Origin of the sequence: Melioribacter sp. (genome assembly GCF_049325435.1) — a bacterium.
Classification (GTDB): domain Bacteria; phylum Bacteroidota; class Ignavibacteria; order Ignavibacteriales; family Melioribacteraceae; genus Melioribacter; species Melioribacter roseus.
The window spans coordinates 49,956-62,691 of sequence record NZ_JBMOLD010000008.1; the positions used below are offsets into that span (position 1 = coordinate 49,956).

11 protein-coding genes and 1 tRNA gene are annotated in these 12,736 nt (G+C 40.3%); 11 read left to right on the forward strand and 1 reads right to left on the reverse strand.

What is annotated here, in order from left to right; all coding sequences use genetic code 11:
• Nucleotides 1–11 precede the first annotated feature (11 nt).
• From ACOYVE_RS05380 to ACOYVE_RS05410, 7 genes are all read left to right on the forward strand, one after another.
• Complete coding sequence (locus ACOYVE_RS05380; RefSeq protein ID WP_422881162.1) at nt 12–1,688, forward strand: glycoside hydrolase family 28 protein; 1,677 nt, start codon at nt 12–14, stop codon at nt 1,686–1,688.
• A 185-nt stretch (nt 1,689–1,873) separates the two neighbouring features.
• Nucleotides 1,874–3,352 carry a pectate lyase gene (locus ACOYVE_RS05385; RefSeq protein WP_157867405.1) on the forward strand — a complete coding sequence of 493 codons (1,479 nt, stop codon included), beginning with the start codon at nt 1,874–1,876 and terminating at the stop codon, nt 3,350–3,352.
• A 3-nt stretch (nt 3,353–3,355) separates the two neighbouring features.
• A complete protein-coding gene (locus tag ACOYVE_RS05390; protein WP_014857013.1) occupies nt 3,356–4,576 on the forward strand; it encodes a pectinesterase family protein in 1,221 nt (406 codons plus the stop codon).
• 84 nt (nt 4,577–4,660) lie between these two features.
• Nucleotides 4,661–4,951 carry an ATP-dependent Clp protease adaptor ClpS gene (locus ACOYVE_RS05395; RefSeq protein ID WP_226990954.1) on the forward strand — a complete coding sequence of 97 codons (291 nt, stop codon included), beginning with the start codon at nt 4,661–4,663 and terminating at the stop codon, nt 4,949–4,951.
• 47 nt (nt 4,952–4,998) lie between these two features.
• Nucleotides 4,999–6,078, forward strand: a complete 1,080-nt coding sequence (ychF, locus tag ACOYVE_RS05400) for a redox-regulated ATPase YchF (RefSeq protein WP_014857015.1) — start codon at nt 4,999–5,001, stop codon at nt 6,076–6,078.
• 9 nt (nt 6,079–6,087) lie between these two features.
• On the forward strand, nt 6,088–7,548 hold the full coding sequence (locus tag ACOYVE_RS05405; protein WP_014857016.1) for an aminoacyl-histidine dipeptidase: 1,461 nt from the start codon (nt 6,088–6,090) through the stop codon (nt 7,546–7,548).
• Between the two features lie 2 nt (nt 7,549–7,550).
• Nucleotides 7,551–9,266 (forward strand): AMP-dependent synthetase/ligase, encoded by a 1,716-nt coding sequence (locus ACOYVE_RS05410; protein WP_422881165.1) that lies wholly within the window; start codon nt 7,551–7,553, stop codon nt 9,264–9,266.
• Here ACOYVE_RS05410 and ACOYVE_RS05415 read toward each other — a convergent pair.
• On the reverse strand, nt 9,263–10,054 hold the full coding sequence (locus ACOYVE_RS05415; protein ID WP_014857018.1) for an SPOR domain-containing protein: 792 nt from the start codon (nt 10,052–10,054) through the stop codon (nt 9,263–9,265). The two genes, ACOYVE_RS05410 and ACOYVE_RS05415, sit on opposite strands and share 4 nt — an antisense overlap.
• Nucleotides 10,055–10,102: 48 nt before the next feature.
• Here ACOYVE_RS05415 and ACOYVE_RS05420 point away from each other — a divergent pair, with 48 nt between their 5' ends.
• The 4 genes from ACOYVE_RS05420 (at nt 10,103) to ACOYVE_RS05435 (ending at nt 12,685) form a co-directional block, all read left to right on the forward strand.
• On the forward strand, nt 10,103–10,825 hold the full coding sequence (locus ACOYVE_RS05420; protein ID WP_014857019.1) for an esterase family protein: 723 nt from the start codon (nt 10,103–10,105) through the stop codon (nt 10,823–10,825).
• A 65-nt stretch (nt 10,826–10,890) separates the two neighbouring features.
• Nucleotides 10,891–10,976 (forward strand) — tRNA-Leu (locus ACOYVE_RS05425).
• Between the two features lie 19 nt (nt 10,977–10,995).
• The gene (locus ACOYVE_RS05430) at nt 10,996–11,178 is read left to right on the forward strand and encodes a GIY-YIG nuclease family protein (RefSeq protein ID WP_422881166.1); all 183 of its coding nucleotides are present in this window, start codon (nt 10,996–10,998) and stop codon (nt 11,176–11,178) included.
• Between the two features lie 73 nt (nt 11,179–11,251).
• The gene (locus ACOYVE_RS05435) at nt 11,252–12,685 is read left to right on the forward strand and encodes a nucleoside hydrolase-like domain-containing protein (protein WP_422881168.1); all 1,434 of its coding nucleotides are present in this window, start codon (nt 11,252–11,254) and stop codon (nt 12,683–12,685) included.
• Nucleotides 12,686–12,736: the final 51 nt, after the last annotated feature.

Consider the following 12,736-nt stretch of genomic DNA (forward strand, 5'->3'; position numbering starts at 1 on the left):
GAGAGATATCTATGATAAAAAAGAGTTTTTATTTTTTTGTAATTTTTACTCTGGTCGCTCCATTATTTGCGCAGAGCGGCATCGAAGAAGAAATAAAAAAATATTATAAAGATTTGCCTTTTGAAATGCCTTTGGTGTCTCCTCCGGAATTTCCTAAAGCCGAATTCAACATACTTGATTACGGCGCGGTGGGCGACGGTTTGACTAAAAATACCGATGCTATTAATAAGGCTATTGCCGCTTGCTCTGAAAACGGAGGCGGTAAAGTTATTGTACCCGCGGGCATATGGCTGACCGGTCCCATCGAAATGAAAAGCAACGTAAATCTGTTTCTCGAAAAAGGAGCGATGATTCAGTTTACTAAAAACTTCGACGACTATCCTTTGGTCTTAACGACCTACGAAGGTACGGAACAATACAGATGCCAATCGCCCATAAGCGGATGGAATCTGGAAAATATCGCGATAACAGGATATGGAGTAATCGACGGCGGAGGAGACGCGTGGCGTTACGTTAAAAAATCCAAGTTGACCGAAAGTCAATGGAAAAAGCTTGTCTCTTCTGGAGGAGTTGTGGACAAAAAGAATCAATGGTGGCCCTCCGAACAAGCAATGAACGGTCAGCGCATACTGGACAGTCTGTTGGAAGCCAACGGAGAACTAACAAAGGAAGATTACCGGAAAGTGCGCGATTATCTGCGCCCGGTTATGGTTAATTTGGTTAAATGCAAAAATATACTTTTGGAAGGCGTTACTTTTCAAAATTCACCGGCGTGGAATATTCATCCTTTGATGAGCGAAAACATAATTTTAAAAAACGTTACCGTTCGAAATCCCTGGTACTCGCAAAACGGGGACGGCATCGACGTCGAATCATGTAAAAATGTCGTAATCTATGATTGTAAGTTTGATGTGGGCGACGATGCAATTTGCATGAAATCCGGTAAAAACGAATTCGGAAGAAAAAGAGGAATCCCGACGGAAAATGTTATTATTGCAGATTGCATAGTTTATCATGGCCATGGAGGTTTTACCATCGGCAGCGAAATGTCCGGCGGCGTTAGAAACATTAAAGTGACCAATTGTAATTTTATCGGCACGGATATCGGTCTCAGATTCAAAAGCACGCGCGGAAGAGGAGGAGTCGTTGAAAATATTTATATAGACAATATTTATATGAAGGATATTCCTACCGAAGCCTTGAGCTTCAATATGTATTACGGAGGTCAAGCTCCAACGGAAGATATTCCGCTGGCGGAAAAATTGAAAAACAGAAAAGTATTGAATGTCGACGAAACGACCCCTCAATTCAGAAATATTTTTCTGAACGATATTTATTGCATAGGAGCCGAAGACGCCGTTATTATTCAAGGCTTGCCTGAAATGAAAATTAAGAATATCGTATTGAATAACGTTGTGATGACGTCAAAAAGAGGCGTCTCGATATTCGACGCAGACGGCGTGGAGCTTAAAAATACCAAAATAATTTCGCGTGAGCCCGTTATTAGAATTTTCCAGAGCAAAAATATATCGATTGAAAATTTCGATACCGATCTTTCTCTAGATCAAATTATTAAACTGGAAGGCAATGAGACCGGCAATATTATCCTGAAAGGAAAGAATGCAGAATTATTTATGAAAAAATCGAAATGCGAAGGCGTTTCGGAAAACGTAATAAATGTTGAATAATAATTTAGCGGGGTTTAAAATACCCCGCTTTTTTTACTCTTATTATGAATGACCGATCAAAAAAAATCATACGTCTCTTAACTTTTCTTTTGTTGACATTCTTCCTAAAAGGCGCTGCGTATTCTCAATCCCACGCGGCTGACATTACGGACATAAAGAAAATTATCAGGAAGTCGTGCGAATTTATGGACGAAAGAGTCTCTACGGGAGGCGGTTATGTCTGGTATTACAAAAAAGACCTTTCGAGAAGATGGGGAGAACTCGAAGCTTATCCTTCCATGATCTGGATACAGGGCAACGGCACTGTAGCAATGGGACATTTATTTCTCGATATTTATGAAACATTGCAGGACAGTTTTTATTTGCATCTTGCCGGTAAATCCGCAGCGGCGTTGATGAAAGCTCAGCTCGAATGCGGCGGGTGGAATTACCTTGCCGATTTCAACGGCGAGGAATCGTTGATTAAATGGTACGACACAATCGGTAAATGCGCTTGGCGCCTCGAGGAATTCAATCACTATTTCGGGAACGCGACATTCGACGACAATTCCACAGCCGGCGCTGCGGAATATCTGTTAAGATATTTTTTGGTAAGCGGAGATACAACCGTTAAAAAAAGTTTGGACGGCGCCATTAATTTTATTCTCAAGAGTCAATATCCCAACGGCGCATGGCCTCAACGCTATCCGATTATCGATTCGACGCACTATTCCGCTTACTATACTTATAACGACGACGTTATCTGGAACAATATCAGGTTTTTAATCTTATGCTACTCGACGCTGAAATATGCTCATCTGTACGGTCCGATCATTAGAGCTATGAATTTTTATATCTTATCCCAATACAAAAAGCCACAAGCCGGATGGGCGCAACAATACGATTTTAATATGGAGCCCGCTCCCGCGCGAACCTATGAACCGGCGGCGCTCGATCCTCAGTATTCCGCGCATCACGTCGAAATGCTGATAAAATTTTACGAAATGACATGCGACAAAAAATATTTGAATATTATTCCGGATGCGTTAAAATGGATTGAGACCGTTAAATTTAACGACGACGAAGAAAATTGCCGAGCGCCGAAATTCGTTGAACCCGGTACAAACAAAGCTCTTTTTATTCACCGTACCGGAAGCAATTCGTCGAACGGAAAATATTTTTACGACTACGACAGCAGTCTGACGGTAAGCCATTATCCCTGCATTTCTACAATAAATTTGAAAAGGATTAAAGAGCTATATCATAAAGCAAATTGTAATAATTTCGGATACGGAAATTTTTTGTTTCCTTTCGAAATCGAGAATAAAGAAGGCGTTGAAATTTATGGATTGCTATCGAATTATCTTGAACTGGACTATGAAAAAAGCAGAAGAAAAAGAAGAGAACCGGACGGTAAAGACGGAGCAAGCGTAATTCATGAAATAATATCAACTATCGATACGAATTATTGTTGGTTTACAAAGCGCGTCTTTATTTCCAATCCGTATATCGGACACCCGTCGGAAGTAAAAAACGCGAATAAAATATACGCCGTTTCTTACGTCGGAGATAAATACGATACGTCCCCGTATCGAAATAACACCGATGAAGAATATATATCAACTTCCTATTTTATCAGAAACATAAGAATCCTTCTCGATTATATTAATAAAACGGGAAATTAAATTATGAAAAAATATTTACCTCTTTTATTGATCTTATTGATTTCGGTTACTTACGCGCAGGAAAAATACGATATTATAGTGGCGGCGGACGGCTCGGGCGACTGCAAGACTTTAACGGAAGCAATTAAAAAATTGCCGATGTTCAGTTACAGGCGCGTTATAATCTTTATTAAGAAGGGCACTTACAACGAAAGAATTAGAATAGAAAGAGATTATGTAACATTGATAGGCGAAGATAAAGACGAAACAAAGATAGTCTATAACCTGCCGAGAGAAGAATGGAACAAAAATCCGGATAATATCGGGCCCGGAGTAATTAACATCTATGCCGACGACGTGGTGTTGAAAAATCTGACGATAGAAAACACTCAGCCGGAAATCGGCCCTCATGCTTTTGCGGTATACGGCTACGGCACAAGAACCATTATTTACAACTGCAATCTCATCAGCAAAGGCGCCGATACGGTTTCTTTGTGGAATTATAAAGAAGGTATGTATTATCATGCGAAATGTAATTTTACAGGAGCCGTCGATTTCGTATGTCCGCGCGGCTGGTGTTTTATAAGAGATTCTAAATTTTATGAAGTTAAAAAAACGGCTGCTCTGTGGCATGCCGGCGCTTACGATAAAAATCAAAAGTTCGTGATTAAAAATTCATACATCGACGGAGTTGAAGGTTTTCAACTGGCGCGCCACCACTACGAAGCGCAATTTATTTTCCTCGACTGCGTTTTTTCCGGGAATCTTTCCGACTCGCCTGTCTATCGCGTTACTTATGATGACACAACTCGCAACAGAATATTTCACTGGGGCAAAAGATATTATTTCGACGGATGCAAAAGGGAAGGCGGCAATTACGATTGGATGAATGATAATCTGCGACAGGCGGGATATTATAAAGAAGAAATTACTCCTGCCTGGACTTTCGACTTTAAATGGGACCCCGAATCAACCGAGGGTCCGTCGGTTGTCCAAAAGGATATAGTAGAAAATTGTCTGATCTTAAATTTTGATGAACCCGTTACCGTTTACGGTACGCCCGAGTTGACCGCTTCCAATGGCACAAAATTTATTTATGTCTCCGGAAATGAAAATTCGACGGTAAAATTTCGAACGGATAAACGATTGACTAAAGAAGATTGCTCGGGATTGAGTATAACTAACGACGCAGAAATTATAAGCAGCAGGGCATCGGTGCATAAGAGAAATGTGCGCCTAGATTAAAAATCGCTTTTATCGGTTTGATTAAATTGGAGCGAATACTTAATTTAATTTCCGTGATTGAATGTAAATTGTTAGAAAGGAAATATGATGGCTGACGAACAGACACAAAATATAATTCAACCGGAAATTGAAGAAGAAACCACGGTAGATTTACCGTATCGCGTAATCCTTTACAACGACGACATCCATACGTTCGACGAAGTTATAAGGCAACTAATCAAAGCGCTCAAATGCAGTTTCGAACAAGCCAAATCGTATGCATTTGAAGCTCACGTTAAAGGCAAAGCAAAAATATTCGAAGGAGAATTGAGCGAATGTCTGCGTGTAACTTCCGTGCTCGAAGAAATCGAACTTCATACGCAAATAATTGCCTAAAATATCATATATTTATTTTCTATTTTTCAATAAAATGAGATGAAATAATGCAGATTGGTCTGGTAGGTTTACAATTCTCCGGCAAAACTACCTTGTTTAATACCTTATCAAAAAAAGAATCCGACCCGTCATTACAAAAAGAAGAAGCCGCTATCGAAGTCGTTAAAATTCCCGACGAACGACTCGATAAACTGACGGAAATATTTCAACCGAAAAAGAAAGTAAATGCCACAATAGAGGTTTTCGACATTCCCGGACTCAAAATGTCCGACGACAATAAAGTAAGAATTACAAACGCATTTTTGAATAACGTCAGAAACAACGACGCTCTTTTTTATGTCATAAGAGCATTCAAAGACGAGTCGGTGCCGCATCCGATGGGCGGCGTTGACCCCGTAAGAGATATCGAATTCCTGGAAACCGAATTCTTATTGTCCGACCTGGCATTTCTCGAAAATCGTCTCGAAAAATTGAAAAAAGACGTCCAGAAATCGAAAGACGAAAAATTAAAAAAAGAATTGCCCGTTATTGAAAAATGTTACAGCCATTGCGAAGCCGAGAGACCTTTAAGAACGCTCGAACTCGACGAAAACGAATTAAAACTTCTGTCGGGTTATCAACTTTTGACGCTCAAACCGTTGGCTATCGCGCTCAATTTCGACGAGAATGCAATTCCCAAAGTAGAAGAAGAGACTAAAAAAATCGTATCCTCTTTAAAAGAGAAAAATAATCCGGTCATTCCATTCTTTGCTAAAATTGAGTTGGAACTTTCCAAATTGGAGCCGGAAGATCAAAAAGTATTTATGGCGGATTATGGCATAAAAGAATCCGCTCTTGCCAAAATTCTTAGAACTTCTTACGAAATGCTCGGTCTTCAGTCCTTCTTTACAGTCGGAGAAGACGAATGCAGAGCCTGGACAATAAAGAAGAATTATACCGCTCAGCAGGCGGCGGGCGTTATACATACGGATTTTTATAACCGATTTATACGCGCCGAAGTTGTGCATTACGACGATTTTATTAAATACGGCTCGTTTAATAAATGCAAAGAATCGGGTGCATGGCGTCTGGAGGGCAAGGAGTACATTGTAAAAGACGGCGATATCATTTCTATCAGACATAATTAAGGAAAATAAATGACTGCAAATCTATCTAACCTCGAACCGAAAAATGTATGGCAGTATTTTTATCAAATTACGCAAATTCCGAGACCATCTAAACACGAAGAGAAAATTCTCGATTATTTGAAGGAGTTTGCCAAATCGAAAAATCTTGAATTCATCGAAGATGACGTAAAAAATATTGTCATAAAAATACCGGCGACGAAAGGCAAAGAAAACGCGCCAGCAATTGTATTGCAAAGTCACGTGGATATGGTATGCGAAAAGAACAAAGGCACAGAACACGATTTTTTCAATGATCCTCTTGAACTCGAAATAGAAGGAGAGTGGATTAAAGCCAAAGGAACTACATTGGGGGCTGACAACGGCATCGGTATGGCCGCGGCTTTAGCAATTGCAGACGAAGATTTTGAGCACGGACCGATAGAGCTTCTCTTCACTGTGGATGAAGAAACAGGATTGACGGGAGCAAGCAACCTCGATAAGAATATGCTCCGTGGAAAATATATGATTAATCTCGACACTGAAGAAGACGGTATCTTTTATATCGGCTGCGCGGGCGGAATGGATACCGTAGGCGTTTTTGATATCCGGTACGAACCGGTAAACGGGGAATACGAATCCTACAGTCTATATGTCGGAGGATTGAAAGGCGGACATTCCGGTATGGAGATTTCCGAAAGGAGGGGAAACGCGATTAAAATTCTCGCTTATCTGATGGATCTATTACAGAAGCGCGACGTTAAAATTGCCTCGCTCAACGGCGGATCGAAAAGAAACGCAATTCCTAGAGAAGCAGAGGCAAATGTTTTGATTAAAAAAGATCTGTTAAGTGATATTGATAAAATAATTTCCCGGTACTTGTCGGAAGTAAAAAATGAAATAGGAGCAAACGCCTCGGACCTCGTAATTAAACTGGAAAAATCAAATGAAAAATACGCCGACGCATTTACTAACGAATTTGCGGGTAAAATTATCAATACGATTATTGCTTTGCCTCACGGGGTAGTTGAAATGAGTGAAAAAATTGACGGCTTGGTCGAAACGTCCACAAACCTGGCGACAGTTGTAACGGAAAACAATCAAATTAGAATCGGAACAAGTCAAAGAAGTTCGGTCGAGTCGGCTAAAAAGAAAATCGGCAGAACAGTAAAATCTGTTTTTGAACTGGCGGGAGCAAGAGTGGACGTAGTGGACGGATATCCTGCATGGCAGCCGAATTTCGATTCGGAATTGCTCAAAATAGCGTCAGAGGTTTATGAAAAGAATTTCAACAATAAACCGGAAATAAAAGTTGTTCATGCCGGACTCGAATGCGGCATTATAGGCGAAAAATATCCCGGACTCGATATGATTTCCGTAGGACCCACAATTACGGGAGCTCATTCGCCGGACGAAAAACTTAAAATAAGCGACGTGCCCAAATTTTTCGATTTGGTAAAAAAGATAATTACCGAAATTGCAAACAGGGAGTAGCAATGAAAAAAGAACTGAAATTGTACGACGTACCCAAAATCGAATCGATTCAGGATATGGCGCTCCGTTCCGGAAATGTTTATGCCGATAAACTTGCGCTGGAAGACCTTAACAATACGCCGATTTCGAAGTTGACATTTGATGAGTTAAAACTTAGCATATTAAAATTCGGAGCAGCTCTCAAAAAACTCGGCATTAAAGAAAGAACTCACATTGCTATCATAGGTGAAAACAGAGTTCAATGGGCGCTCGGTTATCTTACGTGCATGACGTTCAATTACGTGGTTGTGCCAATCGACAGAAATCTGACCGACAATGAAATATTCAATATACTGCATGAATCGGATTCCGAAGCCGTTATCTTTTCGGGTAACTACTCGAGCGTAATAGCCGAAGGAAAAAACGTTCTTAAGAAACTGAAATATTTCATTTGCATGGACGAGACCAAAGAAGACGAAGAATTTTTGTCGATGCCGGAATTGATAAATAAAGCCGAGCCGGCAAAAGAAAGCGATTTGCCAGAAATCGATCCGAACGCTTTGGCTGAAATTATTTTTACGTCGGGTTCTCTCGGAAGGGCAAAGGGCGTTATGCTTTCCCAAAAAAATCTTGCTTCGAATTTGATGGATATGGTGAGTATGATTTTAATAACAAAGGAAGACAGATTTTTATCCGTATTGCCAATGCATCATACTTATGAATGTACATGCGGAATGTTATGCCCTTTGTATGCCGGGGCTTCGGTTCACTATGCCAGGTCGTTAAAAACGGTTGTAGACGACCTTCAAAAAGTTAAAGCGACGATCCTGTTGGGAGTTCCGCTTCTGTACGATAAAATGTTTAAGAGAATTGTAAAGGGAATTAAGGAAGATAAAGTAAAATCTTTAATTGTCCCGCCGCTTTTGAAATTGTCAAATCTGTTTTTGTACGTAGGATTGAGTAAATTCAAAAAGATGATTTTTTCGGAGCTGCACGAGAAATTCGGAGGAGCAATCAGAATATTTATTGCCGGCGGAGCGGCGCCTGATCCGATGGTTGCAAAAGGATTGAGGGAATTCGGATTTAATTTCATACAGGGTTACGGTTTAACCGAAACCTCTCCGATCGTGGCTTTAAACCGTCTCGATAATTTCAAAGACGACGCGGCGGGATTGCCGTTGCCGCACGTGGAGATTACCATAAACCAACCCGACGAAAACGGCAGCGGCGAAATATGGGTAAAGGGTCCGAATGTTATAATAGGATATTATAAAAACGAAAAAGCCACTTCCGAAGCTTTTTTCGACGGATGGTTTAAAACCGGGGATGTCGGTTTTATCGACGACGACGGATTTCTGCATATTAACGGCAGAAAGAAAAACGTTATAATATCGAAAAGCGGTAAAAATGTTTATCCCGAAGAAATCGAGGACGTTCTCAACCGCAGTCCGTTTATACTCGAATCGATTGTCTACGGCGAAAAAGATCCCAAACAGGACGAAGTAATAGCCGCTCAGATAGTTGTGGACGCCGAGGCTTTTATTGAACTTTCGGAAAGTAAAGGAATCGATATAACGGACGACCTGATTAAAAAAGTAATCGCAGAAGAAGTTGAAAAAGCAAATAAAAACTTGCCGGCTTTTAAGCGAATCATCCGATTTCATATACGAGAACAGGAATTCGAAAAGACAACTACTCAAAAAATCAAAAGATTTCTTGTATTGAAAAATAACGACTAAAATAGGTTCGGATTTTTTCTTATAAAATCTACGGCGGCTTGAATCGAATCGAAATAACCGATTCTTACTCGGTGCCACGTACCTCTGCCGGGGATTACGGCTTTTATCACGAATGCGTTATGCCCGATTCTTTTCAGGCTGTTCGCAACGGATTCGGCTTTCCGTTTACTTCGCCAGGCAGATACCTGCACCGTATATTTACCGTCGGATTCGAAAATGAATTTGGAGACTTTTTTCTGGCTACTGTTTGCAGCTTCTTTAATTTCGAGCTTTTCTTCAACAACTTCCTGAGTGTCTGCCTCAAGCGGTTCGATTGGAGTAAGTACCGTTTCGCCGGTAAACAATCGCGAAGCATTTTCTTTAACTTTCTCCGGCACTACTCCCAGACGGTCGAGACAATATTCGTATACTTTTTTCATTACATTATTCGAGTCGATCGGAACGGAAGTGATGTCGGAAGGCAAAAGGCTTCTTAAATTATTATCCGTAATAAGTTTCATTTGTTTGTCGTAGTAGAGTCTTCCGATAATAGTGCCTCTGCCTGCGGGTATATCGAATAGAGTTTGGGTTTTAAGATAGATGACGTCAACCCCGTTAATTTTATGCGAAGCCGGAAAATATTCCATGTAAATTACGGTAATATTGTCCGATACTTTTTTTAACGAAGTTGTATCCACATAAATTTTATGGGTGTCCGTATCGGCAATATTGACCCATTTGCTTTCGAGCATTTGTCCGAACGACGTAGTTACCGCCAGTAAACAGATAAATAGTAATTGTCTCTTCATTTAATTGACATTATCGATTATATTTGGATAGTAATTTAAGGATTTCTGATGGAAGAAACATATCATAAATGGTATTCGCAATTTCTCAAAAGAGATTTGGAAATGCTGGTTTTTGGCGAGTTTGGAGAACCGGTAATTCTGTTCCCTCATAAAAAAGGCCGCTTTTACGATTGTAAAGACAACGGCATGATTTCGGCGCTCGAAGATTTAATCGTAAGCAGAAAAATAAAAGTCTATTGTCCCGATACGATTGACGAGGATAGCTGGTACAATTTCGAAGCGCACCCTTCGGAAAGAGTAAAGAAACACCTTCTGTACGAAAGTACTATAATCAAAGACGTAATCGAATTTACCAAATACGATACGGGAAAAGATCGTGTTATTTTGGGCGGCGTCGATCTCGGGGGTTATCATGCTCTGAATTTGTCGCTTAAACATCCCGAACTGGTTTCGGCTATGATTTCAGTTAACGGCTTTTACGATATCAAACAATTCATCATGGGATATTACGACGAAGATTGCTATTTCAATAACCCGTTCGACTATTTGCCGAATTTGACGGACAGAAAATATCTCGATCCGATCGAGAAGATTAAATTTATCTTCGGCGTTATCGAAGGCGATTTATCGATGCGCGAAAACCTCGAAATCTCTTCGATATTCAAATTGAAAAAAATCGGTCATCGTCTCGATATCAGGAACGACGTACCGAACGGTTGGGACGGATGGAATAAGTTGATGAATGAATATTTGAAACAATTATTTGATTAATTTGCAAATTTGACTTGATACTAATCGGTATAACGATTAATTTTGCAGAGCCAATTCAAAAAAGTGCCGAAGTGGCGGAATTGGTAGACGCGCTGGACTCAAAATCCAGTGGGGCTCACACCCCGTGCCGGTTCGACTCCGGCCTTCGGTACAAATATAAAACCCTTCCTATGTATTACGTTTATGCCATATCGAGTTTGAAAAGAAACTACATTTATGTTGGAATAACAAATAATCCTCAAAGAAGGCTTGAAGAACACAACAGAGGCAAAAATAGAACAACATCGCCTTACCGACCTTTTGAAATGATATATCTCGAAAAATGCAGCAACAGACAAAAGCAGTATAATTAGGATTGTTCGAAATTTTTTATAAAATAATAATATTATACTATTATCGGTTAATAAAAAAAATAGGATTACCTATATGAAAGTATTAATTACTTTTTTGTTGCTGTTCTGCGCTTCGGGTTTTTTAAATGTTTCGTCTGGAAACGAAATTCAAAAAAACCAATTGATTGTATTGACTGATATAGAAGCCGACCCCGACGATACTCAGTCATTGGTAAGGCTGCTGCTTTATTCAAACGAAATTGATATAAAAGGATTAATAGCTACAACTTCGTGCTGGCACACAGATAGGGTTAACCCGGAATCTATAAAACGAATTATAAACGGTTATGCAAAAGTACGCGACAATCTCTTATTACATGAAAAAGGTTTTCCCGAAGCGGAAAAATTATTGCAACTGGTTAAAAGCGGACTTCCGTTATATGGTATGTCGGGAGTCGGAGAAGGAAAAGATTCGGAAGGGTCGGATTGGATTATTAAAGTTTTGAAAGAAGACGATAAAAGGCCGCTCTGGATAGCCGTATGGGGAGGCGTAAATACACTTGCTCAGGCATTGTTTAAAATAAAAAATACACACTCGCAAGAAGATGCTGACAGATTGATTCGCAAGCTTAGGGTTTATACAATTTCTGACCAGGACGACAGCGGAATTTGGATCAGAAATAATTTCCCTGATCTGTTTTATATAGTTTCTCCAGGCGACGATTACGGCGCGGCTACATGGACGGGAATTAATTCGTATATAGAAGGAATTGACAACACAACTATCAGCAACGGTTGGTTAGCAGAAAACATTCAGCAAAATCACGGTCCTCTGGGCGCTCTCTATCCCGATGTCTCCTGGGGTATGGAAGGAGACACGCCTTCTTTTCTTTCGTTAATTCCGAATGGATTAAATAATCCCGAACACCCCGATTGGGGAGGCTGGGGAGGACGATATGAACTTTATATCCCTGATTTTTCTAAAATGAAAGACGGTAACTCTATCGTTACAATCGCGCCCGAAACACGTCCTATCTGGACAAACGCCTACGACAATTACATCCCTTATGTAAAAAATGAATACGGACGCACAGTAAAACCGGATACAAATGCTTTTTACGATTTCAAGGTTACTTTATGGCGTTGGCGCGACGAGATTCAAAATGATTTCGCTGCTCGAATGGATTGGTGCGTTAAATCTTATGCGGACGCCAATCACCCGCCGGAGCCGGTACTTTCGCATCCGGACTCAATTACTGTTAAATCAGGCGTAACTTTTAGTCTCGACGCTTTCAAAACATACGATCCCGACGGCGACAGCTTTAGCTTTCTGTGGTTCCATTATCCCGAAGCGAGTACTTACAAAACTCTTATCAAGGTAAACGGCGCTGAAAATTCGCATAACGTTGTCTTTACTGCTCCTTCGGTGGATAAACCGGAGACCGCTCATATAATTCTTAAGGTTACCGACAGGGGACGCCCTCCATTAACGCGTTATAAAAGGATTGTGGTTACAATTGTGCCGTAATTCAAAATAATTTTCTCTTTTTGGAATTTAGACGGATTCTTGCTAATTTTA

Coding starts and splice junctions, on each gene's coding strand:
- ychF (WP_014857015.1), top strand. CDS start 4,999: ATGCAGATTGGTCTGGTAGGTTTACAATTCTCCGGCAAAACTACCTTG.
- ACOYVE_RS05410 (WP_422881165.1), top strand. CDS start 7,551: ATGAAAAAAGAACTGAAATTGTACGACGTACCCAAAATCGAATCGATT.
- ACOYVE_RS05385 (WP_157867405.1), top strand. CDS start 1,874: ATGGACGAAAGAGTCTCTACGGGAGGCGGTTATGTCTGGTATTACAAA.
- ACOYVE_RS05405 (WP_014857016.1), top strand. CDS start 6,088: ATGACTGCAAATCTATCTAACCTCGAACCGAAAAATGTATGGCAGTAT.
- ACOYVE_RS05390 (WP_014857013.1), top strand. CDS start 3,356: ATGAAAAAATATTTACCTCTTTTATTGATCTTATTGATTTCGGTTACT.
- ACOYVE_RS05435 (WP_422881168.1), top strand. CDS start 11,252: ATGAAAGTATTAATTACTTTTTTGTTGCTGTTCTGCGCTTCGGGTTTT.
- ACOYVE_RS05420 (WP_014857019.1), top strand. CDS start 10,103: ATGGAAGAAACATATCATAAATGGTATTCGCAATTTCTCAAAAGAGAT.
- ACOYVE_RS05395 (WP_226990954.1), top strand. CDS start 4,661: ATGATGGCTGACGAACAGACACAAAATATAATTCAACCGGAAATTGAA.
- ACOYVE_RS05380 (WP_422881162.1), top strand. CDS start 12: ATGATAAAAAAGAGTTTTTATTTTTTTGTAATTTTTACTCTGGTCGCT.
- ACOYVE_RS05415 (WP_014857018.1), bottom strand. CDS start 10,054: ATGAAGAGACAATTACTATTTATCTGTTTACTGGCGGTAACTACGTCG.
- ACOYVE_RS05430 (WP_422881166.1), top strand. CDS start 10,996: ATGTATTACGTTTATGCCATATCGAGTTTGAAAAGAAACTACATTTAT.